The 22783-nt window shown below is 43.1% G+C and carries 23 protein-coding genes; all 23 read left to right on the top strand.

Going from position 1 to position 22783, the window contains the following annotated elements; translation table 11 throughout:
• Positions 1-17 precede the first annotated feature (17 nt).
• The 23 genes from floA (at position 18) to LQ216_RS16330 (ending at position 22721) form a co-directional block, all read left to right on the top strand.
• Complete coding sequence (gene floA / locus LQ216_RS16440) at positions 18-1010, top strand: flotillin-like protein FloA (protein ID WP_230130548.1); 993 nt, start codon at positions 18-20, stop codon at positions 1008-1010.
• Between the two features lie 32 nt (positions 1011-1042).
• A complete protein-coding gene (locus tag LQ216_RS16435) occupies positions 1043-1489 on the top strand; it encodes a hypothetical protein (protein WP_230130547.1) in 447 nt (148 codons plus the stop codon).
• Positions 1490-1581: 92 nt separating this feature from the next.
• A complete protein-coding gene (yqfC, locus tag LQ216_RS16430) occupies positions 1582-1866 on the top strand; it encodes a sporulation protein YqfC (RefSeq protein WP_230130546.1) in 285 nt (94 codons plus the stop codon).
• A gap of 22 nt (positions 1867-1888) precedes the next feature.
• Positions 1889-3076, top strand: coding sequence for a sporulation protein YqfD (yqfD, locus tag LQ216_RS16425; RefSeq protein ID WP_230130545.1), 1188 nt, complete (start codon positions 1889-1891; stop codon positions 3074-3076).
• 3 nt (positions 3077-3079) lie between these two features.
• On the top strand, positions 3080-4042 hold the full coding sequence (locus tag LQ216_RS16420) for a PhoH family protein (RefSeq protein WP_230130544.1): 963 nt from the start codon (positions 3080-3082) through the stop codon (positions 4040-4042).
• 403 nt (positions 4043-4445) lie between these two features.
• Positions 4446-6578: an HD family phosphohydrolase gene (locus tag LQ216_RS16415; protein WP_230130543.1), complete on the top strand. Its 2133-nt coding sequence runs from the start codon at positions 4446-4448 to the stop codon at positions 6576-6578.
• 11 nt (positions 6579-6589) lie between these two features.
• The gene (gene ybeY, locus LQ216_RS16410) at positions 6590-7066 is read left to right on the top strand and encodes an rRNA maturation RNase YbeY (protein ID WP_230130542.1); all 477 of its coding nucleotides are present in this window, start codon (positions 6590-6592) and stop codon (positions 7064-7066) included.
• Positions 7044-7421, top strand: a complete 378-nt coding sequence (locus LQ216_RS16405; protein WP_230130541.1) for a diacylglycerol kinase family protein — start codon at positions 7044-7046, stop codon at positions 7419-7421. Before ybeY ends, LQ216_RS16405 begins: the two co-directional genes overlap by 23 nt.
• 113 nt (positions 7422-7534) lie before the next feature.
• Complete coding sequence (locus tag LQ216_RS16400; RefSeq protein ID WP_230130540.1) at positions 7535-7933, top strand: cytidine deaminase; 399 nt, start codon at positions 7535-7537, stop codon at positions 7931-7933.
• Positions 7926-8855, top strand: coding sequence for a GTPase Era (gene era / locus LQ216_RS16395; protein ID WP_230130539.1), 930 nt, complete (start codon positions 7926-7928; stop codon positions 8853-8855). The genes LQ216_RS16400 and era overlap by 8 nt, the downstream gene beginning before the upstream one ends.
• A 140-nt stretch (positions 8856-8995) precedes the next feature.
• Positions 8996-9139 carry a YqzL family protein gene (locus LQ216_RS16390; protein ID WP_230130538.1) on the top strand — a complete coding sequence of 48 codons (144 nt, stop codon included), beginning with the start codon at positions 8996-8998 and terminating at the stop codon, positions 9137-9139.
• 37 nt (positions 9140-9176) lie between these two features.
• Positions 9177-9929 (top strand): DNA repair protein RecO, encoded by a 753-nt coding sequence (gene recO / locus LQ216_RS16385; protein WP_230130537.1) that lies wholly within the window; start codon positions 9177-9179, stop codon positions 9927-9929.
• A 536-nt stretch (positions 9930-10465) separates the two neighbouring features.
• Positions 10466-11362 carry a glycine--tRNA ligase subunit alpha gene (gene glyQ, locus LQ216_RS16380; protein WP_230130536.1) on the top strand — a complete coding sequence of 299 codons (897 nt, stop codon included), beginning with the start codon at positions 10466-10468 and terminating at the stop codon, positions 11360-11362.
• Positions 11349-13421, top strand: a complete 2073-nt coding sequence (gene glyS, locus LQ216_RS16375) for a glycine--tRNA ligase subunit beta (protein ID WP_230130535.1) — start codon at positions 11349-11351, stop codon at positions 13419-13421. Before glyQ ends, glyS begins: the two co-directional genes overlap by 14 nt.
• A gap of 81 nt (positions 13422-13502) precedes the next feature.
• A complete protein-coding gene (locus LQ216_RS16370) occupies positions 13503-14138 on the top strand; it encodes a helix-turn-helix transcriptional regulator (RefSeq protein ID WP_230130590.1) in 636 nt (211 codons plus the stop codon).
• A gap of 24 nt (positions 14139-14162) precedes the next feature.
• Positions 14163-14972, top strand: coding sequence for a pyruvate, water dikinase regulatory protein (locus LQ216_RS16365; protein ID WP_230130534.1), 810 nt, complete (start codon positions 14163-14165; stop codon positions 14970-14972).
• Between the two features lie 1021 nt (positions 14973-15993).
• Positions 15994-16494, top strand: a complete 501-nt coding sequence (locus LQ216_RS16360) for a YaiI/YqxD family protein (RefSeq protein WP_230130533.1) — start codon at positions 15994-15996, stop codon at positions 16492-16494.
• A 45-nt stretch (positions 16495-16539) separates the two neighbouring features.
• A complete protein-coding gene (dnaG, locus tag LQ216_RS16355) occupies positions 16540-18348 on the top strand; it encodes a DNA primase (RefSeq protein WP_230130532.1) in 1809 nt (602 codons plus the stop codon).
• 38 nt (positions 18349-18386) lie between these two features.
• Positions 18387-19520, top strand: coding sequence for an RNA polymerase sigma factor RpoD (gene rpoD / locus LQ216_RS16350; RefSeq protein ID WP_230130531.1), 1134 nt, complete (start codon positions 18387-18389; stop codon positions 19518-19520).
• 163 nt (positions 19521-19683) lie between these two features.
• Complete coding sequence (locus LQ216_RS16345) at positions 19684-20220, top strand: hypothetical protein (protein ID WP_230130530.1); 537 nt, start codon at positions 19684-19686, stop codon at positions 20218-20220.
• A gap of 168 nt (positions 20221-20388) precedes the next feature.
• Positions 20389-20757, top strand: a complete 369-nt coding sequence (gene cccA, locus LQ216_RS16340) for a cytochrome c550 (RefSeq protein WP_230130529.1) — start codon at positions 20389-20391, stop codon at positions 20755-20757.
• 138 nt (positions 20758-20895) lie between these two features.
• A complete protein-coding gene (locus tag LQ216_RS16335) occupies positions 20896-21606 on the top strand; it encodes a tRNA (adenine(22)-N(1))-methyltransferase TrmK (protein WP_230130528.1) in 711 nt (236 codons plus the stop codon).
• The gene (locus LQ216_RS16330) at positions 21603-22721 is read left to right on the top strand and encodes a Nif3-like dinuclear metal center hexameric protein (RefSeq protein WP_230130527.1); all 1119 of its coding nucleotides are present in this window, start codon (positions 21603-21605) and stop codon (positions 22719-22721) included. Before LQ216_RS16335 ends, LQ216_RS16330 begins: the two co-directional genes overlap by 4 nt.
• Positions 22722-22783: the final 62 nt, after the last annotated feature.

Raw genomic sequence — 22783 nt, 5'->3', positions numbered from 1 at the left:
TAATTGGAGGAAAGAAAATGGAATTAACTTCAGCAACTGTACTCTTAATTTTAGCAATTATCGCGGGTATTATCGTACTGGCCGTATTTTTGACTTTTGTGCCGATCGCGCTTTGGATTTCGGCGTTGGCAGCAGGCGTAAAAGTCAGCATCTTTACATTAGTGGGGATGAGGTTAAGGCGCGTCATCCCGAGCCGTGTCGTGAATCCGTTGATTAAAGCTCATAAAGCGGGACTCGATGTTACAACGAACCAGCTTGAAAGCCATTACTTGGCTGGAGGTAATGTCGACCGCGTCGTGAATGCCTTGATTGCCGCCCAGCGCGCCAATATTGAGTTGACATTTGAAAGAAGTGCTGCAATTGATCTGGCTGGACGTGATGTGCTTCAAGCGGTGCAAATGAGTGTAAATCCAAAAGTAATCGAAACACCTTTTATATCCGGTGTAGCGATGGACGGTATCGAAGTGAAAGCTAAGGCGAGGATTACAGTCCGCGCCAACATCGATCGCTTAGTAGGTGGAGCAGGAGAGGAAACGATTATTGCCCGTGTCGGTGAAGGTATCGTATCCACGATCGGATCCGCTGAGAATCATAAAAAAGTACTCGAAAACCCAGATATGATTTCCAGAACTGTCTTATCTAAAGGGCTGGATGCGGGAACTGCCTTTGAAATTCTCTCGATTGATATTGCGGACGTTGATATCGGCAAGAACATTGGAGCGATCCTGCAGACTGACCAGGCAGAAGCCGATAAAAAGATCGCCCAAGCGAAAGCTGAAGAACGTCGTGCGATGGCTGTTGCCCAGGAACAGGAAATGGTAGCCAAGGTTCAGGAAATGAGAGCGAAGGTTGTTCAAGCTGAAGCAGAGGTTCCATTAGCGATGGCAGACGCTTTGAAATCAGGAAATATGGGTGTCATGGATTATATGAATTTACAAAACATATCTGCGGATACAGGTATGCGTGATTCCATTAGCAAGATGTCTAATGATCCAAAAGACAAAAAATAATTTATGGTTGGATCTCCGAAAGGAGGACTTGAATGGATGCTTTATATGAATTAATAGGATGGCTATTTAGCAACCCAATCATTGCGGTTGTCGTAATTGGGATCATTACTTCTCTTTTTGGAAAAAGAAAGACTGAACAATCCGGTGGCGAAGCAAAAAGAAAGAGAATCCCGGAAGTCATTAAAGAAACGCTCGGCGAATATTTCTCGGAAGAGGAGAAACCCAGTCCTCGGAAAACGATTCAAGAAAAAAACGTACCGAATGAGATAGAAACCAAACTCCAACAAGCGCGGGAGATTACCGAACAGAACCATTCTGAAGTCAGGAAAAGCCCTGTTTTTCACTATGATTCTATTGATGATAGCCAAAGCCCTATTTACAAGCCGGATCTTAAGTTTGACCGGAAAAAACTAGTCGACGGCATTATCATGGCTGAAGTGCTTGGCCCGCCCAAATCGAGGGTGAATAAGAGAAGATAGTAAGGTAGGCCCAGCTCCAGCGCCCGGTCGCATTTCAGTTCTACAACCCCCTTTCATTTCATACATTTGAGATGAAGGGGGGTTCTTTTTTTATGGCATCAAAGTGGGGACAAAACATAAAAAAACTGTTTGTGAAGACGATGGACCTTCCGCAGGATGTCATGATGGACCTGCCAAGAATCACGTTGATTGGTCAATTACATATTTACATTGAAAACCACAGAGGCTTGCTTGCCTTTACAGATACAGAAGTAAGGCTGATGCTGAAAAAGGGCCAGCTCTTGATAAGGGGAAATGAATTTGTCATCAAAACGATTTTGCCTGAAGAAATCATGCTACAAGGAAAAATCGATCAAGTCTATTTTATAAAAGAGTGATGAACGGGAGGAGGGGGGACCCATGAAGAACCAATGGACCAGCTTTTATACGGGCTATGTAAAAGTGAAGGCAAATGGGAAGGGTGCGGAAAGGCTAATTAATTCCCTTACGAGAAGAGGCGTCCACGTTTGGGATGTGAAGCGTGCCGGCTCGGAGTCGATTGTTTTCTGCATTGATTTTAGAGAGATACCCAAGCTGCGTGAGACCGTTAGGGAAAGTCATTGCAAGGTGACGTTCATCCATGGGAAAGGAGGGCCTTTCCTGATCAAAAGACTGTTGAAAAACAGCGGTTTTTTGGCTGGCAGCCTGGCCTTTTTGCTATGCATATTTGTCTTGTCAAATATGGTGTGGGGGATTCAGGTACATGATGCAGACCCGGAGACCGAATATGCTATACGTAAAGAACTGGATAACCTTGGTGTTAAAATCGGAAAAGTCCAGTTCTTACTGGATGATGTCGACACCATCCAGCGGAAGCTCACCGATAATATCGGTGCTGTAACGTGGATTGGTGTGGAGTTAAAAGGGACAACCTATCATTTAAAGGTAGTCGAAAAAAAACAACCGAAAGCAGTAAAACAGACATCGCCACGGCATCTTGTGGCCAAGAAAAAAGCCGTTGTCGCTGATATGTTTGTTGAAAAAGGACAACCTATTATCAAAGTGAATGATTATGTAAAGAAAGGGCAGTTGCTCGTATCCGGCGTCATCGGTAACGAGGACAGTCAGAAGATTGTATCCGCTAAAGGTGTAATTAAGGGTGAAACGTGGTATGAATCAACCGTAGAGGTTCCTTTGGATTCCACTTTTTCGGTATTTAACGGAGATGAGAAGACCAAGCATTATCTTGCATTCGGAAAAGCTTCGATTCCGATTTGGGGTTTTAAAGATCCTGGATACAAACAATATGAGAATGATATTACGGTAAGACCGTTACGCTTTCTGCAATGGGAGCTGCCGATTGCCTATAAAACCGCTACGAAAAGAAGCAAGGATGAAATCATGCGCATGTATTCTGAACAGGAAGCATACGATGAAGCAAAGAAAATGGGAAAAGCGAGCCTGAAAAAACAATTACCGGATGATGCTGAAATAATAAGAGGAAAAGTTTTGCGCGTAAGCAATCAGAATGGTAAAGTTAGATTATTAATTCATTATACAGTTATAGAAGATATCGCAGCAGGACAACCAATCATTCAAGGAGACTAACGAATGCCAGAAGACCTTAAAGTAATAGAACTAGAAATTGAATCACCTAACGAAGCACTGGCTTTACTCGGGAATGCCGATTCTAATGTGAAAGTGCTCGAGGATGAGCTTCATGTATCCGTTATCACCCGCGGGGAAGGGATCTCCATAGCGGGTGAACTTGAAAATGCCATCCATGCTGAAAATATTCTGAAAGAGTTACTGGCTGTGGTCCGCAAAGGGATTCATATCAGTTCCCGGGATGTCATATACGCGATCGAGCTTTCAAAAAAAGGCACATTAGAATATTTCCATGAATTATATGAAGAAGAAATCGCGAAGACGGCAAAGGGAAAAACCATACGCGTTAAGACACTGGGACAGCGTCAATATATTTCGGCCATTAAAAAAAGCGATCTTGTTTTTGGCATCGGTCCTGCCGGGACAGGGAAAACGTATCTTGCCGTAGTCATGGCTGTTAATGCTTTGAAAAATGGCCAAGTGAAGCGGATTATCTTAACGAGGCCAGCTGTGGAAGCCGGTGAAAGCCTTGGATTTTTACCGGGCGACTTGAAGGAAAAAGTAGACCCTTACCTAAGGCCGCTTTATGATGCTCTCCATGACCTTTTAGGCATGGAGCATACCCAGAGGCTGATAGAGAGAGGTGTGATCGAAATTGCACCGCTTGCTTATATGAGGGGAAGGACTCTTGATGACGCTTTTGTCATTTTGGATGAAGCGCAAAATACGACACAGGCGCAAATGAAGATGTTCTTAACCCGGCTTGGCTTTGGCTCGAAAATGGTCATTACGGGGGATCGCACCCAAATCGACCTGCCTAAAGGGGTGAAGTCGGGGCTTATTGCTGCGGCAGACATTTTGAATGACGTATCAGGTCTTTCTTTTATCTATTTGGAACAAAGTGATGTTGTCAGACACCATCTCGTTGCCAGAATCATTACGGCTTATGAAAATTCAAATGAATAATTTAGTACCGGATTCCGCCTTTTTCTTGGGCGGTTTTCTTTATTTATTGGCTAACAGGATGACAAGTCGGTTGATAAACTGTTATATTTTACATAATTAGAATATGGATTCATGTATCGCATATGGACGACTCGTGTTCAGGTGCTTCCGCTTTTCGGATAATTAAAGAAAGTATAACTTTTTTTAACTTTGACAAGTGTCTAGCTACAGCGCCCAGCCCCTCGGACTTGCACAGGATGTGCTGACCTCGACGTAAGACATAAGAACGTGGCAGTTTTTAGTCGAGGACCGCTATTGCCAAACCACTGTGGTGGCTGAAGAACTGCCTCCTCGCGGTCGTCTTATGCCTGTCGGGGCTGACCCTGACCAGGGCGCTTACGCTTTTCAGAGAGGAGGGGGAATTTTGAATTTTTTACAAACTAATCTAACGAGACTGAAGAATTTGCTCAATAATCGTTTTTTTCAAGTTTTGCTTTTTGTGATTCTCGGCATTTTTGCTTATTTGATGATGTATTCCAATGTTAAGCCCGAGGAAGTGAAAGTAGAGCTTTTGAAGCCCGCGGAACAGACAATCAGGGCGACGAAAACGGTTGAGGATACATATAAAACAGAGCAGGAAAAAGAAGAGATTATTAGTCAAGTCGCGGATGTTTATACATTAAAAGAAGAATATGCCCAAAACAAAGTCGATTTGATAGCTTCGATTTTCGATTCTGCAATGGAAGTTAAACGTGAAACGAGTCCGGAAAAAGATGGGGACAACGAAGCGAAAAGCACGGATGAAATGGTTACCATGCTAAAAGAAAAGCTGACAGATGAGGTAAATAGCGACATTCCAGAATCTGTTTTTCCTGCGCTTGTAAAAGCCAATGAGAACAATCTCCGGATCTCAAAGGATTTGACAATCACAGCCGTCAACAATGTAATGACAGAGAGGATAACGGCCGCTGATGTAGAAAACGCAAAAAAACAGGCAGAAGAAGAATTGAAGTATACAAGCCTTGAGAACGAATTGAAAAATGCTTCGATTGCACTGGCCCGGTATGCGATCATTCAGAACGTATTTTTTGATAAGGATCAAACAGAAGAACAGCGGACAAAGGCTGTGGAATCTGTTGAACCGGTCAAAATGCTTCAGGGGCAAATCATTGTCGAACAAGGACAGCTGATCGATCGAGAAGTATACCGTCAGCTGGAACTTGCTGGATTTCTGGATAATGATAATACCGTCATTCCTTTTCTTGGTTTATTTTTGTTTATCACGCTTATCATGAGTGCGCTGTTCTATTATTTTTATCTGAGTCATAATTCGGATGAGAGAAAGGTCACCCAGATGCTCGTGTTCAGTATCGTGCTGGTGCTTTCCCTTCTGGTCATGAAGATATTCAGTGTTTTCTCCAGTCTTCAATACAATGATCTTGGATTTTACTTTCCTGCAGCACTGGCAGCCATGCTAGTCAAAAACTTGCTCAATGAACGTTTTGCAGCCGCAATCACGATCATTTTAGGAGCATTCGGGGCGATTATTTTTAATGGGGATGTCTCGGGGAACCTTGATTTCTCGATTGGGCTTTACATCATGTTCAGCGGGCTGGCGGCCATCGTTATTCTTTCGAAGAAAAATTCTAAGACAAAAATTCTCCAGGCCGGGCTGCTGTTATCCCTGATCAATATCGTTCTATTGTTGTCCATCTTGTTTATCACGGATGGAAACTATTCTAGAATAGAGTATCTCTTTTACATGGTAGCCGCTATTGTTTCCGGCGTAGCTTCTTCCGTGCTGACAATCGGGTTGCTGCCATTTTTCGAAGCCGGTTTTGGGATTCTTTCCTCGATAAAGCTTTTAGAACTTTCAAATCCGAATCATCCGTTGCTCAGGAGGATCCTTACGGAGGCACCTGGTACCTATCATCACAGTGTCATGGTTGCGAACCTAGCGGATTCTGCCTGTGAAGCAATTGGTGGAAATGGGCTGCTGGCAAGAGTTGGCTGTTATTATCATGATATAGGCAAGACGAAGCGGCCGCAGTTTTTTATCGAAAACCAAATCAATATCGAGAATCCGCATGACCGGCTACCACCGGCAACCAGTAAGGATATCATTATTGCTCATAGCGTGGATGGTGCTGAAATGCTGCTGAAACACAAGATGCCGCAAGAGATTGTCGATATCGCTGAACAGCATCATGGCACAACGCTGCTTAAATTTTTCTATCATAAAGCTTTAAAGCAAGGAGAAGATGTTAAAGAGGAAGAGTATCGCTATCCGGGTCCGAAAGCACAAACGAAGGAAATTGCGGTGATCGGAATTGCTGACAGCGTCGAGGCGGCTGTCAGGTCAATGGTCCGCCCTACTTCGGAGAAAATAGTGGAAATCGTTGAGAAAATTATCAATGAGCGACTGAATGATCATCAATTTGACGAGTGTGATATAACGATGAAAGAATTAGGAATTGTCAAGCAATCACTTTGCGAAACATTGAATGGCATATTCCACTCAAGGATCGAATATCCGGAGCTCCCTAAATCAGAATAGAAGGTGATACAATGAATTTGACCATCGATTTTATGGACGAAACGGAAAAAGTAAGCGAAGAGGCTGAAAAACTCGTAGAAGGCGTTCTTCAATTTGCGGCTAAAAGTGAAGGGATTGAGAATACAAGTGAGCTTTCTGTTACCTTTGTGGACAACGCGAGGATCAGGGAAATCAATAAGGAATATCGCAGCAAGGATGCACCGACTGATGTGATTTCTTTTGCGATGGAAGAGTTGGGTGAAGATGAAATAGAGGTGATAGGTACGGAGATCCCGCGGATGCTCGGTGATATTATCATATCCATCGAGAGGACAGAGGAACAGGCTGAGGAATACGGCCATACCTTTGACCGCGAATTGGGCTTTCTGGCGCTTCACGGTTTTCTACATCTGCTAGGATACGACCATCTGAATGAGGCAGATGAAAAAAAGATGTTTACTAAACAAAAGGAAATATTGAACCAATATGGGCTCACAAGGGAAGTATAAAAAAAGGAAGGCTCCTCTGTATAAGAGTTTTATTTATGCGTTTCAAGGGATTAAGGGAGTCGTGAAATCGGAAAGAAATCTAAAAATCCACCTATTCGTGGCAGTGGTGGTGATAGGTGCAGGCTGGTATTTTTCGGTTTCACGACTGGAATGGCTGCTTATCATGGTCGCGATATTCGGGACGATCACTCTTGAAATGATCAATTCGGCGATTGAACGAACCGTGGATCTCATTACCGGGGATGTTCATCCGCTTGCTAAACAGGCAAAGGATATTGCCGCCGGCGCAGTTCTTATGTATGCTATATTTGCTGTCTTGGTCGGCCTAATTATCTTTTTGCCAAAACTGTTTTAAACAGCTGATATTTCATTCTCTACAGTAAGACTAACGGAATATCAGCTATTCAAGACAAGTGGAGATGCGTTACAATATAAGTGCATCCCCTTTTCTGAAAGGATGATGATAAATTGGAACTGAAGAATTTAATCGAAGAAGCTAAACAAGCCAGGGAGAAAGCGTATGTCCCCTATTCCAAATTTGCGGTTGGGGCGGCTTTATTGACTGCCGATGGCAAAGTGTACCATGGCTGCAATATTGAAAACGCTGCCTACAGCATGTGCAATTGCGCTGAACGGACGGCACTTTTTAAGGCCATTTCTGAAGGTGACAAGCAATTTCAGGCTATGGCTGTTGTTGCAGATACAAATCGGCCCGTCCCGCCATGTGGCGCATGCCGCCAAGTTATATCAGAGTTTTGTAAAAGTGATATGAAAATTGTTTTGACAAACCTGAATGGGGATATTAACGAATTAACAGTAGAGGAATTGCTACCAGGAGCTTTTTCACCGGAGGATTTGAATGACTAAACTATTTGACGATACACAATCGAAAAACCACAAATCGGGTTTCATCTCTATTATCGGCAGACCAAACGTCGGGAAAAGCACCTTCTTGAACCGGGTGATCGGACAAAAAATCGCTATCATGAGTGATAAGCCGCAAACGACGCGCAATAAAGTGCAGGGTGTGCTGACGCTTGATGATGCGCAAATGATTTTCATCGATACACCTGGCATCCATAAGCCGAAGCATAAGCTTGGCGACTTCATGATGAAGGTGGCCACGAATACACTTAAAGAAGTGGATTTGATTTTGTTTATGATCAATGCACAAGAAGGTTTTGGGCGCGGTGACGAATTTATCATTGAAAAGCTAAAGACGGTCAAAACACCTGTTTTTCTCGTCGTAAATAAAATCGACCAGCTCCATCCCGATGAGCTGCTTCCTATCATTGAGAAGTACCGGAATTTATACCCATTCACTTCGGTTGTGCCGATTTCAGCACTGGAAGGAAATAACGTGGAAACCCTGCTTGGACAAATTAAGAAACACCTGCCTGAGGGACCGCAGTTTTACCCTGCCGATCAGGTGACGGATCATCCGGAACGTTTTATCATTTCCGAGTTAATCCGTGAAAAAGTCTTGCATCTCACACGGGAGGAAATTCCGCATTCCGTCGCAGTCGTGATCGATTCGATTAAGAAAATGGATAACAGTGAAACGATTAATGTGATGGCGACCATCATCGTTGAGAGAGATTCACAAAAGGGGATTGTCATCGGTAAGCAAGGGAAAATGCTGAAGGAAGTCGGGCAGAGGGCCAGACTTGATATCGAGAACTTGCTGGGTTCTAAGGTTTTTCTCGAGCTATGGGTGAAGGTTCAAAAGGATTGGCGCAATAAAATGTCCCAGCTGCGGGATTATGGATTTAATGAGGATGAATATTAAAACAGTGAATCACAACCAGTCTAAAAGTTATAAAAAATATTCCTAACATTTTTTGTTTCTTATGATTTGAGTTGAGATGGGTCAAGATAATCTTAGGTCGGAAATTTAATATGCTAGTTAAATGAAAGGTGGGCTTTATTATGTTGGATTTTACATGGAAAGTGTTCAGTCAGACAGGTAATGTTGACACCTATCTTCTTTTTAAAGAGTTAGAGGTGGAAAGACAGGAAAGACCAGAAAGTCAGAAAGAAGTACTAGCAGATATTGATTTTCCCATCTCCTAGATTGCTCTTGTCCCTCTAGATTGGATGGTGGCTGGTCTTGCTGCAAAAGTGTGAGGGCATCGTCATACGGCGGACAGATTATGGAGAAAGCAATAAAATTATCACGATATATACCCGTGAGTGGGGGAAAATCGGTGCGATGGCGAGAGGCGCCAGTAAACCAAAAAGCCGCCTCTCTGCCGTCACCCAGCTTTTTTATTACGGATATTTTCTTGTTCAAACCTCAAGCGGATTAGGCACCCTGCAGCAGGGAGATACAGTGAACTCAATGCGATTCATCCGGGAGGATATTTTTTCTACCGCCTATGCATCTTATATCGTTGAGCTCCTTGATAAAAGCGTAGAAGATAAAAAGTCGAATCCTTATCTTTTCGAGCTGCTTTATCAAACATTGAATTACATAAACGAAGGATACGATGCAGAGATCCTCAAATTTATTTTTGAGATGAAGATGCTTCAGGTCAACGGCTTAAGCCCAACACTTGACCAGTGCTCGATTTCCGGCCATACGGAAGGTGAGTTTGCCTTTTCTTTAAGTGAAGGAGGCTTCATTTGCCACAGGTGTTACGGGAAAGACCCATATCATATTAAAATGTCCCCTGGTGCAGTCAAGTTGCTACGGCTCTTTTATTATTTTGATTTATCGCGGCTCGGTAATATATCGATCAAGCCCGAAACAAAAAAAGAGCTACAGCGCGTAATCGATGCTTATTATGAGGAATATTCCGGCCTGCAATTGAAATCAAAAAAATTCCTTAACCAGATGGATCAGATGAAGGACAAGTTTTAGCATGCTGTCCTTTTATAATCAAGTTTCCGGATTGGTATTATTCTTGACATTTGTATGTGTCTTCGCTAAAATCTATCTCAAATGAAAAAAGAATGTGGAAAGGTGTCTAGCTCCAACGCCTAGCCCCGACGCGCAGGACGTGTTATGACGACGACATACAGACGTGGCGTTGTTAGTCGTCCTCGAGGTCATAAGTCAATCACAGCAAGAAGAAAAGAACGTCTTCTTTCTGTGCTCGCCTTATGCTTGTCGGGGCTGAGCAAGGCGCTTGCGCTTTTCTAAGTTGCACTGACGGAAAGTAGTACCTGCAATTCTCCATACAAGCGAACCTGGGATAGTGCGAGCCGGGATATGGACTGGCAGGGAAGGCGTTCCTGAGCAATCGGACAGCTAAAGAGGCCGATTTTTCGGCAAATAGGGTGGAACCGCGGGTAAACTCTCGTCCCTATGCGTTAGGCATAGTGGCGGGAGTTTTTTGGCGTTTTCAAACGTTTTTCACTTCTTCGCTCTAAGCCAAATAATTTTGGAGGTGCTTGATGAACATTCAAGATATGATTTTAACTTTGCAAAAGCATTGGGCCGATCATGGTTGTATTCTTATGAATGCGTATGATACGGAAAAAGGAGCTGGGACGATGAGCCCGTACACATTCCTGCGCGCTATTGGGCCTGAACCCTGGAATGTCGCGTATGTGGAACCGTCAAGGCGTCCGGCAGACGGCCGTTATGGGGAAAATCCAAACCGGCTTTATCAGCATCATCAGTTTCAGGTGATCATGAAGCCGTCACCTGATAACATTCAGGAAATCTATTTGGATTCCTTGCGGGCGCTGGGAATCAATCCGCTTGAACATGATATCCGTTTTGTTGAGGATAACTGGGAAAACCCTTCGCTAGGCTGTGCAGGACTTGGCTGGGAGGTTTGGCTTGATGGCATGGAGATTACGCAATTCACCTACTTCCAACAGGTTGGCGGACTCGAGTGCAAGCCGGTTTCCGCGGAAATTACGTACGGTATTGAGCGACTCGCTTCCTACATTCAGGAAAAAGAAAATGTCTTTGACCTGGAATGGACGAATGGCTTCACAGTACGGGATATTTTTGGACAGCCGGAATATGAACATTCCAAATATACGTTTGAAACTTCGGATTTAGATATGCTGTTCCAGCTTTTCACGATGTATGAAAAAGAAGCTCACCGCCAAATGGATGAAGGGCTTGTTCACCCGGCGTATGACTATGTTTTGAAATGTTCCCATACGTTCAATTTGCTTGACGCAAAAGGAGCGATATCGGTTACCGAACGCACAGGATATATTGCCCGCTGCCGTAATCTAGCGCGAAAAGTTGCGAAGACTTTCTATGAAGAAAGAGAAAAGCTCGGATTCCCAATGCTTAAGCAGAAAGGGGAGGAAGTCAATGGTCAAGCATGATTTGTTACTTGAAATTGGACTTGAGGAATTGCCGGCCCGTTATGTTACTGCTTCGATGAATCAGTTGGCAGAAAAAATGGAGAAATGGCTGAATCAAAAGTCCATAGAGTACGGGAATATTAAAATGTTTTCGACTCCCCGAAGGCTTGCCGTGCTCATTGCTGATGTCTCAGAGTCACAAAAGGATATCCACGAGGAAGCTAAAGGACCGGCTAAGAAAATTGCCCGAGATGAAAGCGGCGATTGGACAAAAGCAGCCATCGGGTTTGCAAAAGGGCAGGGCGCAACCCTTGAGGATATTTATTTTAAAGAAGTGGGCGGCGTTGAATATGTCCATGTGAACAAATTCATTGAAGGTCGGCCAACGATAAGCCTGCTGCCAGAATTAAAAGATATCATTACGGGCATGTCGTTCCCTAAGAATATGCGGTGGGGAGATCAGGAGCTGCGTTACATCCGCCCGATTAAATGGATGATCGCACTTTTGGGCAATGAAGTCATTCCTTTTGGGATCACGCACGTAACCACAGGCAACGAAACAAGAGGGCACCGTTTTCTTGGCAGCAGTGCTGTCATTGAGTCCCCAAACCAATATGAGACGGCGCTATCCAAGCAGTTTGTTGTCGCCGATCCGATAAAAAGAAGGAATATGATCCTGGATGGAATCAAGGCGCTTGAAAAAGAACAGAATTGGGTCATTCCTATTGATGAAGACCTCCTGGAAGAAGTCAATAATCTCGTTGAGTATCCGACTGTTCTGTCCGGCGGGTTCCAGGAAGAGTTTCTCGATTTGCCTCAGGAGGTTTTGATCACCTCCATGAAGGAACATCAGCGCTATTTCCCTGTTAAAAATAACAAGGGAGATTTGCTCCCTTTCTTCGTGACCGTAAGAAACGGTGACGACCGTCATCTTGATGTGGTTTCTAAAGGAAATGAAAAGGTTTTAAGAGCAAGACTTTCGGATGCTTCTTTCTTCTACAAAGAAGACCAAAAACGGGATATAGACAGTGCTCTGAAGAAACTAGAGACCATCGTTTACCATGAAGAAATCGGAACACTTTCCGAAAAAGTAGCCAGGGTACAAAAATTGACAGCCGAGCTAGCAACGGCCTTGTCACTGAATGACACGGAAAAACAAAATACTCGCCGTGCAGCAGAGATTGCGAAGTTTGATTTAGTCAGCCAGATGGTTTATGAGTTTCCTGAGCTTCAAGGTTATATGGGAGAAAAATACGCACTCCTTAAAGGTGAAGCAGAAGAAGTGGCCGTCGCCATTAATGAACACTATATGCCAAGACATGCCGATGACAGCATTCCTCCTTCCTTAACGGGTGCCATCCTTAGCTTGGCTGAAAAAACGGACACAATTGTGTCGTTCTTTTCCATCGGGATCATCCCGACAGGCTCACAGGATCCATACGCTTTAAGAAGGCAGGCAAGCGGGATTGTCCAGATTTTATCCGAGAAGAAATGGGACATCACATTAGAGGAGATCATCGAAGCTTCCCTTGCAGAGATGGAAACGAAAGGCATTTTGAAAAGAGACCGCAGAGATGCGTTCGCTGACCTTGAACAATTTTTTAAAGCACGTGTTAAGCATTTGCTGAATGAAAAAGGCATCCGTTATGATCTGATCGACGCGTTGCTTGAGGATAAGCTGGGCAATGTGGCTATCCTTGTGGAAAGAGCATCCGTCTTAGAGGCGAAAAGAGCGGAAGATGGCTTTAAGGCCGGGATAGAGGCGTTAAGCAGGGTGATGAATATTGCGGTTAAAGCGAAGCACAAGTCTGAGGTTTCCGAGTCTTTATTTGAAAATGAATTTGAAACAAAGCTCTTTGAAAAATATCAGTCTGTTTTTAATAAGTATCAATCAGCTTCCAGTGAATCAAACCGTTTTGAACTGCTCCTGACCATGAAACCGGAAATTGAAAACTATTTCGAACATACGATGGTAATGGCAGAAGACGAGAAACTAAGAAGAAACCGGCTGTCTTTAATGAAAGATATTAGTGATTTAATCTCCAGCTTTGCGGCGATGAATAAAATTATTGTATCATAATCGCCACTTTCAGTGGAAATAGTATATAATTATGATAAATAGTATGACATATTACTTTTTCACTGTTAGAGCAATAGGGTGGTGTTTAAAATGGAACTAAATAAACGTCAGGAACATATTTTACAAATCGTTAAGGACAACGGACCAATAACCGGAGAACATATCGCCGACCAGTTAAATTTGACCAGAGCGACATTAAGGCCGGATTTAGCGATCTTGACGATGTCCGGTTTTCTGGATGCGAGACCCCGTGTCGGTTATTTTTACACGGGAAAATCAGGGATGCAGCTTCTTACAGACAGCCTGAAGAAAATATTCGTGAAAGACTATCAATCGATTCCCGTCGTTGTAGGCGAAGGGATATCCGTATATGACGCCATTGTCGCGATGTTTCTTGAGGACGTGGGAACGCTGTTTGTTGTCGATAAAAATTCGTTGCTAGTCGGTGTTTTGTCGCGCAAGGATTTGCTTCGTGCAAGTATTGGAAAGCAGGAACTGTCATCAATCCCAGTCAATATTATCATGACAAGAATGCCCAATATTACAATGTGTATGAAGGAAGATTTGGTGATTGATGTAGCGAAAAAGCTGATTGAAAAGCAAATCGATGCATTGCCCGTCGTAAAGGAAACGGATAAAGGATTTGAAGTGATCGGAAGAATTACAAAAAGCAATATTACGAAAGCATTTTTGGCTCTGGCAGATGAAAGCATTTAGAACGTGCATGGGAGATGGGGAATTATGAACAGTACAATTATTTATGTTGTTTCCGATTCGGTTGGGGAAACGGCAGAGTTAGTTACAAAAGCTGCGGCAAGCCAGTTTGCTGGCTCACTTTTCTCAACTAAGCGCATTCCGTATGTGGAAGATGAGCAAAATGTTGATGAAGTGATCTCTCTTGCAAAACTCAACAATGCAATTATTGCCTATACGCTTGTAAAGCCGAATATCCGGACGTATATGAAGGAACAGGCCCAGAAAGAAAATATTTTGTCCTATGACATTATTGGTCCTTTAGTGGACATCTTTCAGCAAAAGGCTGGGACCTCTCCAATGAATGAACCGGGGTTGGTCAGGCAGCTGGATGATGATTACTTCAAACGGGTGGAAGCTATTGAGTTTGCTGTAAAGTATGATGACGGAAGGGATCCGCGGGGCATCCTGCGTGCCGATATCGTACTGGTAGGAGTTTCGCGGACTTCGAAGACGCCGCTTTCGCAATACTTGGCGCATAAGCGTTTTAAAGTTGCCAATGTGCCGCTTGTACCGGAAGTTGAGCCGCCTGAAGAATTATTTTTGGTTCCGCCTGAAAAGTGCTTCGGTTTGAAGATCAGTCCGGAAAAATTGAACCATATCCGCAAAGAACGGTTAAAATCGCTTGGGCTGAATGATCACGCCATATACGCGAATATGGAGCGGATCAAAGAAGAATTAACCTATTTCGAATCGATTGTTTCAAGATTAGATTGTCCAATTATTGATGTGACCAATAAAGCTGTAGAAGAGACAGCCAATACTATCGTTCATATCATTCAAAACCGCAATATGTGAGGGAACCGTCTCTTTTAACGGACAGGAAAGTATAAACCATGTTTCCTATTTGCATAGATGAAACTCCTTAATTGTCACTTTATGAGGCTCGCCAATCGGCGAGTTTTCTTTATTAACTAAAGAAAGTATAGCTTTTTGAATCAATTTCATAATTCCTTTTTATAAAGAAACACAGACCAACTGAATATTAGTTACTCAAAAATTTTCTTAGTTTGTACGTGTTGAATGGGGCTGTTGATTTCCGCTACAGGCGGACGCTTTCCGCGGGCGGTCCGTGAGCCTCCTCGTCGCTTCGCTCCTGCGGGGTCTCACCTGGTCACGCTTTTCCCGCAGGACGTTGAGTGATCATCCTCGAATAGACACCGCACGAGAAAATGCGTAGCATTTTCGAGGAGTCGCCGCCTGCAGCGAAAATCAACCGGTTTGGAAATCAAGAGTGAGTACTAACATAGATTAACTGAGCATAGATACGATTACCAGCTAATTTTGAAGCATTATAAGCTAGCGTAACGATGTCAAAATGGACCTTGGTGGTAACTTGCTCATTTCGACATTTTGGGGAGTACTTCTTTTTTTGCGTCTCAGAACCATTGGGGCGCTAAAGTGAAATTTATGAAATTGATTCTTTTAAATAATAAAAAATGTCCAACTACGCGGGATTTATAATCAAAACTTTGATTTATCATCCGAACTCAGGATTTATTATCCAAACTCAGGATTTATTATCCAAACACCAGAACTACGTTTTCCACAGGACGTAGCCGATTTTAGTTGAAGTTCTTTTTTACAGGAGCATTGCGCTGTACCTATATGTAAAAAAACATTCTGGCCTGAGCTTTTTAATGGCATAATCGATTAAAGTATTCTATAATAAAAAATTGTGAGAAAAATGAATCTTAAGGTTTAGACTTCAGCAATGAGGAATAAACTATAAAGGATGAGAAGTCAAGGGTTAGGTCAAAAATATAATTCGACAAATCCGCTTTATCTCCATAAACTTTAGAAGGAGAAAAAAAGGATAATGCAGAAAGATGTAGAATTTAAACAGAGTAGTAATAGGCCGAGGATTTATGTGGATGCGGATGCCTGTCCAGTGAAAGACGAAACCCTTCAATGTGCAAAAGTGCACGAAGTATCGGTTTGTTTTGTTGCGTCGTATAAAAACATGATGAACGAACATGAAGGATACTGGGTCTATGTGGATGCGGATAAAGAAGCGGCAGACCTCTATATCGCAAATGCTGTAAGTCAAGGTGATGTTGTTATAACTGCGGATATTGGATTGGCAGGAACCCTGATTGGTAAGAGCGTTTATGTACTTTCACCGAGGGGAAAGGAATACACAGAAGACAATATTAACACTCTTCTGGATATAAGATACCAATCTGCAAGGTTGCGTAGACAGGGCAAGCATACAAAAGGCCCAAAAGCTTTTACAAAACAAGACAGGGTAAATTTCATCATCAATCTTACAAAAATTTTGTCGAACCATGCAGGAGAATCTAATTCAATATCGAATTAAAACAATTATCCGAAAAAATCATCACCGGAAATGTAAGGTGAAACCATGACAAATGCCCGAATTCAAGATGATAAAATTAATCAAATCCGAGAGGCTGTAGATATCGTCGACTTGATTGGTGAGTATGTTCAGCTGAAAAAACAAGGGCGGAATTATTTCGGCCTTTGTCCTTTTCATGGTGAAAATAGCCCGTCCTTCTCAGTATCTCCGGAAAAGCAAATTTTTCATTGTTTTGGCTGTGGGGCCGGGGGAAACATTTTCACCTTTTTAATGGATATCGAGGGCTATGGCTTTATTGAAGCGGCCGTTGCGTTAGCCGAAAAAGGAAATATTCCGCTTGATGTCGAATTTCAGAAAGAAGCAGCAAAATCGAACATACCGGAATCATCCAGGCAAATGCTCGAAGCTCATGATCTTCTGAAGAAATTTTACCATCATTTACTGGTAAATACAAAAGAGGGGCAGGAAGCACTGGAGTATTTGCTTAATCGCGGATTTACCGAAGAGACGATCGAGAAATTCCAAATCGGTTATTCTCTCGATTCCTGGGATTTTGTTTCTAAATTCCTATCCAAAAGGGAATACGCCGCGGATACGATGGAAAAAGCGGGGCTGATTATTTTCAGGGAACGGGATCAGACTTATTTTGACCGTTTCAGGAACAGAATCATGTTCCCGATTATGGACACCCAAGGAAACACGATTGCGTTTTCGGGAAGAGCGATGGGGACTGATGAGCCCAAATATTTGAATAGTCCCGAAACGCCGATCTTTAATAAAAGCAAAATTTTATACAATTTCCACCTGGCAAGGCCTCATGTCCGAAAGAAAGAACAGATCGTTCTTTTTGAGGGGTTTGCCGATTGCATTTCGGCTGTGCGAGCCGGCGTTGAAAACGCGGTTGCGACAATGGGTACATCATTGACCGAACAGCACATTCAATTAATCAAAAGAAATACAGAAAATGTATTGATATGCTATGATTCCGATTCAGCGGGTCTCGCCGCCGCCAACAGGGCATCCAATATGCTGAGTGAAGCTGGCCTTCAAGTGAAAGCCGCCCTTATGCCCGATAATCTTGATCCCGATGACTACATTAAGAAATACGGTGAAAAGAGCTTCGTTTCTGATGTAATAGGGTCAAGTTTAACGTATATGGCTTTTAAAATGCAGTATTTGCGTAAAGGAAAAAAACTGAATAATGAAGGAGAACGCATTCAATATATTGAAGAAATACTAAAGGAAATTTCACGTTTGCCAAACGCGGTTGAAAGAGACCATTATCTCAGGCAAATATCTTCCGAGTTTTCCCTTTCATTGGATGCTTTGGAACAGCAGCAAAGACAGGTATTTTTTGCTGAAAGAAAAAAAGGCAATGTTCCACAGCCCACCATGAATAGAAACCTTACTTTACAATATGAACACAAACTGAAGCCGGCCTATCATAACGCTGAGATAAAGCTGATCGCCCATATGCTAAAAAGCAAAGAAACGGCTTTTAAAATCAGCCAAATGATGAAAGGAACAGTTTTTAATCTTGATGAACATCAGGCAATCATAACTTATTTATATGCATTCTATGAGGACGACCACGATCCGGATGCAAGCTTGTTCCTGACGTACCTGCCCGATCAGAACTTACGCAAAATCGTATCTGAGATAGAAATGATGTCAGTGAACGCCGAAGTTTCGGATAAAGAGCTGACAGATTATATAAATCAAGTGTTGAAATATGAAAAATTGTTAAAGATAAAGGAAAAAGAGGCGGAAATAAAGGAAGCAGAACGCAGGAGCGACCATGAGAAGTTAAAACAAGCTGCCATGGAGCTCATTCAGTTACGAAAATTATTATAGCTCATGTTTAAGTGTAAGTTTTGGAAGGAGGGGAACACATGGCTGAAAAACCAGCACGTTCCAAAGAGGTTGATACTGAATTGAATTTGGACCAAATGAAAGAACAATTGTTGGAACTTGGGAAAAAACGAGGATCCCTGACAATTGAAAAGATTGCGGAGAAAATTGGAAGCTTTGAATTGGATTCAGATCAAATGGATGAATTCTATGAGTTCCTGGGTGACCAGGGAGTCGAAGTTCTCGCTGAAAGTGAAGAAGAGGACGAGGACGATGATCCAAACATTCAACAGCTTAATAAGGAAGAGGAATTCGACCTAAACGATTTAAGTGTCCCGCCAGGTGTTAAAATAAATGATCCGGTGCGGATGTATTTAAAGGAAATCGGACGCGTCGATCTGCTATCCGCGGAAGATGAAATATCCCTTGCCACCCGAATCGAAGTGGGCGATGAAGAAGCCAAGCGCCGTTTGGCTGAGGCAAACCTTCGCCTCGTTGTTAGCATCGCAAAACGCTATGTCGGCCGGGGTATGCTTTTCCTAGATTTAATCCAGGAAGGCAATATGGGGCTTATCAAGGCCGTTGAGAAATTTGATCACCGTAAAGGATTTAAATTCAGTACGTATGCTACGTGGTGGATCCGTCAGGCGATCACCCGTGCGATTGCTGACCAGGCAAGAACGATTCGTATTCCGGTTCATATGGTGGAAACCATCAATAAATTAATCCGTGTCCAAAGGCAATTGCTTCAGGATCTTGGCCGTGAACCTTCTCCTGAAGAAATCGCTGAAGATATGGACTTAACGCCCGATAAGGTAAGGGAAATCCTCAAGATTGCCCAGGAACCGGTTTCCTTGGAAACACCTATCGGGGAAGAAGACGATTCTCATCTAGGAGACTTCATCGAAGATCAGGATGCAACCTCTCCTTCCGAGCATGCAGCTTATGAGCTTTTAAAGGAACAGCTTGAAGATGTTCTTGATACGCTGACAGACCGGGAAGAAAATGTGCTTCGCCTCCGCTTTGGCCTGGATGACGGCCGTACCCGTACTCTTGAAGAAGTCGGGAAAGTTTTTGGCGTCACCCGAGAACGTATCCGGCAAATAGAAGCGAAAGCGCTGCGCAAACTCAGACATCCAAGCCGAAGCAAAAGGCTTAAAGACTTCTTAGAATAATCAAACAGGAATCAACTTAGGCAGCATGGTAACTGAATGGATGGATCAGGCAATTCGCAAGTTGGATTGCCACTCACTTCCGTTGCTGATCTGCCTTTGATTGGTTCCTTTTTTGCAGATAAGAATTAACAAAAAGAAAAATGTTTGCCGGGATGTGCGTGATATGGATGAAAATCGCAAGAAAATCATCATACAAGAAATACTGTATTGGAAAAACAGCCGTTTGCTCCCTGAACAATATTGCGACTTTCTGCTAGCCCTTTACAGTGAAGGAGAGGAAGTGCCGCAACAATATCAAACAAAAAGTAAAAGAGTGATTCCTTACCTGATCGTAGCCTTCATATTCTTGTTAACGCTGTTTTTGAATCATTTTACTCAATTGCCATTCGGAATGCAAATTGGTTTATCCATTTTTTCGATCATGGCGTTGGTGTATGCTGCTTTCTTTTTTTCCAAAAGGTCATGGCCGTATCATATCCCGCTGATTGGGGCTGCCTTTCTTTTTCTACTGGCCACCGTCTTTGCTATCGAGCAGTTAGCTCCAGACCGGATTGGTGTTTTATATTTCTTTTTGCTTTGTCATTGCGGAATATGGGTATATACAGGAAAAAGGCTGTCGATGGTTTATTTCTCAGTTGCAGGCTATTTGGGCATTGTAGTCATCCTTTATTTCATAGCTAAATTATACAATATATTTTGAAAGTAAAGAATATTCTGGGCGAAATTTGTTTTTAAAAACTGTAAAAATTAAAAAAATGACAAATATCTTATAGTTTAGGCTTTTCCTTGAAAGCTTTTTCAAGTAGAATATAACTTGTTTGTATATTCTTTTTATTGGCTTTTTAGGTTACATAAGGGAGGTAAATCTATGAATCGCAACCCGCTTATTCCATTTTTACTTATCGCAGTTTTCGGAATCGGACTTATGTTTATGCTTGCTTTTAAAGGTTTGGGAGATGCTAAGGATCTTGCCAAGGAACAAGAAGGCGGAGGGAAAGCGGCAACTGAAGAAAAGGCTTCGGCTAATCCGGAGGAGATCTATCAACAGTCTTGTATCACATGTCATGGTGACCAATACCAGGGCGGTGCCGGACCTGCATTGAAAGGTGTAGGGGAGCGCTTATCTCTTGATGAAGTTAAAACGACGATTCAAAATGGTAAAGGCGCTATGCCGGCTGGCCTTGTTGAAGAAGGAAGCCTTGATGCCATGGCTGAATTCATACATGGCTTAGAGTAATGGTTTAGAGGAATGGCTGAGGTCTCAGGTGGGATCTCAGCCATTTTGTATTTCCGGATTCGTTGATTTAATAACGCAGGAACGGTTTTGTTATACTAAAGGCGAGACTGAACATAAATAGTAAGCGAGATGAATTAGATGAACCATGAAAAATTATCAAGGCGCCTAGAGCGCGTTGCGGCCCATATAACGAAAGATTGTATTTTGGCGGATATAGGCTCAGATCATGCCTATTTGCCCTGTTATGCCGTTCTGAAAGGTCTGGCGGTCCAGGCGATTGCCGGTGAGGTCGCTGAGGGGCCTTTTCAGTCAGCTAAACAGCAGGTTGTGCAAACGGAGCTGCAGGATATCATTGACGTCCGCAAAGGAGATGGCCTTGAAATTCTCAAGCCCGATGAAGCAACCTGCATAACGATAGCGGGAATGGGCGGTACCCTTATTTCAACCATTCTCGATAAAGGCAAAGACAAGCTCGCGAAAGTAAATCGGCTGATCCTTCAGCCGAATGTGGGGGCGTTCACCATTCGCATGTGGCTTATTGAAAACGGCTGGGAACTGATAGAAGAAGAAATTTTGGAAGAAGACGAAAAGATTTACGAAATATTAATCGCGGAAAAAGGCGAATCGCTTCGCCCTTATTCGGAAAACAGGGAGTCAGACATGCTCTTGGGGCCTTTTCTTAAAGATGAGCAAAACAGTGCGTTTGTAAAGAAATGGACTCAGGAGAAAACACATTGGGAAAGTATTCTTAAGCAGCTTATAGAAAAAGGGGAAAATCCTGAAGTGGAAATGAAGCAGTCAGCGCTTTTAAAGAAAATACAAATAGTTGAGGAGGCGCTGCAGCCATGAAGGTGCCAAATGGAGAAGAGATTATCAGTTTGTTTGAACAGTTTTCACCCAAAAGCTTCGCGATGGATGGAGACCCGATCGGACTTCAGGTCGGCAGGCTGAACAAGCCTGTGTCTAAGGTAATGATTGCCCTGGATGTGTTAGAGGAAGTCGTTGACGAAGCAATCGAGAACGGGATTCAACTTATTATTGCGCATCACCCTCTCATCTACAGACCATTAAAGAAAATCATGACGGATGTACCGGGCGGCAGGATTATTGAGAAGCTGATTAAGCATGACATCGCTGTATATGTGGCGCATACGAATCTGGATGTTGTGAGAGGCGGTGTGAACGATTTACTTGCGGAAGCCTTGCAGCTACAAAACACGGAAGTACTTGTTCCTACCTATCAGTCTTCTTACAAAAAGTTGGTCGTTTATGTGCCAAAAAGTGAAGAACGAAAAGTAAGGGAAGCGCTCGGTCATGCCGGAGCAGGCCATATCGGCAATTACAGCCATTGCACATTTTCCACGGAAGGTGTCGGCCGCTTTCTTCCAGGAGAACATACCAACCCGGCAATTGGTACTCAGGGACAGCTTGAAAGCGTGAACGAAATCAGAATGGAAACGATTTTTCCTGAAGAAATCGAAAAGAAACTTTTAGCCGCTATGATCAAGGCCCACCCTTACGAAGAGCCCGCTTATGATATTTATCGGCTCGAAAACAAACGAGATTCTTTAGGTTTAGGAAGAATCGGAACCTTAAACGAAGAGATGACATTAAAGCAGTTTGCCGGGCATGTGAAAAATGCTCTCGATGTGAAGACGGTGAGGGTGGTTGGCGATCTGGACAGCAAGATTAAAAAGGTAGCCGTTCTCGGCGGGGACGGAAATAAATATTTTACACAAGCGAAGTTTAAGGGAGCCGATGTTTACGTCACAGGAGACATGTATTATCATACGGCCCATGATGCAATGATGATGGGATTGAATATCATCGATCCGGGCCATAACGTCGAAAAGGTCATGAAAAAGGGTGTAGCCGGGATTTTGGCAACGCTGTGTGAAGAGAGGAAATTTGAAGTGGAATTTATCGCTTCGGAGTTGAATACCGATCCGTTTACATTTTTGTGATACCGTCAGCAGGACTCTTAACGTGATTTAAACCGAATATAACAAAAGCAGGCATGCTGACA

The sequence above is a fragment of the Bacillus sp. CECT 9360 genome (assembly GCF_918741275.1).
In the GTDB taxonomy this organism is placed as follows: Bacteria; Bacillota; Bacilli; order Bacillales; family DSM-1321; genus Peribacillus.
This window is presented reverse-complemented; position numbering and strand designations above follow the sequence as displayed.

Excerpts from the sequence above, each read along its gene's own strand:
- yqfD (WP_230130545.1), top strand. The coding sequence starts at position 1,889 with ATGAAGAACCAATGGACCAGCTTTTATACGGGCTATGTAAAAGTGAAG.
- ybeY (WP_230130542.1), top strand. The coding sequence starts at position 6,590 with ATGAATTTGACCATCGATTTTATGGACGAAACGGAAAAAGTAAGCGAA.
- rpoD (WP_230130531.1), top strand. The coding sequence starts at position 18,387 with ATGGCTGAAAAACCAGCACGTTCCAAAGAGGTTGATACTGAATTGAAT.
- glyQ (WP_230130536.1), top strand. The coding sequence starts at position 10,466 with ATGAACATTCAAGATATGATTTTAACTTTGCAAAAGCATTGGGCCGAT.
- LQ216_RS16365 (WP_230130534.1), top strand. The coding sequence starts at position 14,163 with ATGAACAGTACAATTATTTATGTTGTTTCCGATTCGGTTGGGGAAACG.
- era (WP_230130539.1), top strand. The coding sequence starts at position 7,926 with ATGACTAAACTATTTGACGATACACAATCGAAAAACCACAAATCGGGT.
- yqfC (WP_230130546.1), top strand. The coding sequence starts at position 1,582 with ATGGCATCAAAGTGGGGACAAAACATAAAAAAACTGTTTGTGAAGACG.
- dnaG (WP_230130532.1), top strand. The coding sequence starts at position 16,540 with ATGACAAATGCCCGAATTCAAGATGATAAAATTAATCAAATCCGAGAG.
- LQ216_RS16330 (WP_230130527.1), top strand. The coding sequence starts at position 21,603 with ATGAAGGTGCCAAATGGAGAAGAGATTATCAGTTTGTTTGAACAGTTT.
- glyS (WP_230130535.1), top strand. The coding sequence starts at position 11,349 with ATGGTCAAGCATGATTTGTTACTTGAAATTGGACTTGAGGAATTGCCG.
- LQ216_RS16335 (WP_230130528.1), top strand. The coding sequence starts at position 20,896 with ATGAACCATGAAAAATTATCAAGGCGCCTAGAGCGCGTTGCGGCCCAT.
- LQ216_RS16345 (WP_230130530.1), top strand. The coding sequence starts at position 19,684 with ATGGATGAAAATCGCAAGAAAATCATCATACAAGAAATACTGTATTGG.
- LQ216_RS16360 (WP_230130533.1), top strand. The coding sequence starts at position 15,994 with ATGCAGAAAGATGTAGAATTTAAACAGAGTAGTAATAGGCCGAGGATT.
- floA (WP_230130548.1), top strand. The coding sequence starts at position 18 with ATGGAATTAACTTCAGCAACTGTACTCTTAATTTTAGCAATTATCGCG.
- LQ216_RS16420 (WP_230130544.1), top strand. The coding sequence starts at position 3,080 with ATGCCAGAAGACCTTAAAGTAATAGAACTAGAAATTGAATCACCTAAC.
- LQ216_RS16390 (WP_230130538.1), top strand. The coding sequence starts at position 8,996 with ATGTTGGATTTTACATGGAAAGTGTTCAGTCAGACAGGTAATGTTGAC.
- LQ216_RS16405 (WP_230130541.1), top strand. The coding sequence starts at position 7,044 with ATGGGCTCACAAGGGAAGTATAAAAAAAGGAAGGCTCCTCTGTATAAG.
- cccA (WP_230130529.1), top strand. The coding sequence starts at position 20,389 with ATGAATCGCAACCCGCTTATTCCATTTTTACTTATCGCAGTTTTCGGA.
- LQ216_RS16435 (WP_230130547.1), top strand. The coding sequence starts at position 1,043 with ATGGATGCTTTATATGAATTAATAGGATGGCTATTTAGCAACCCAATC.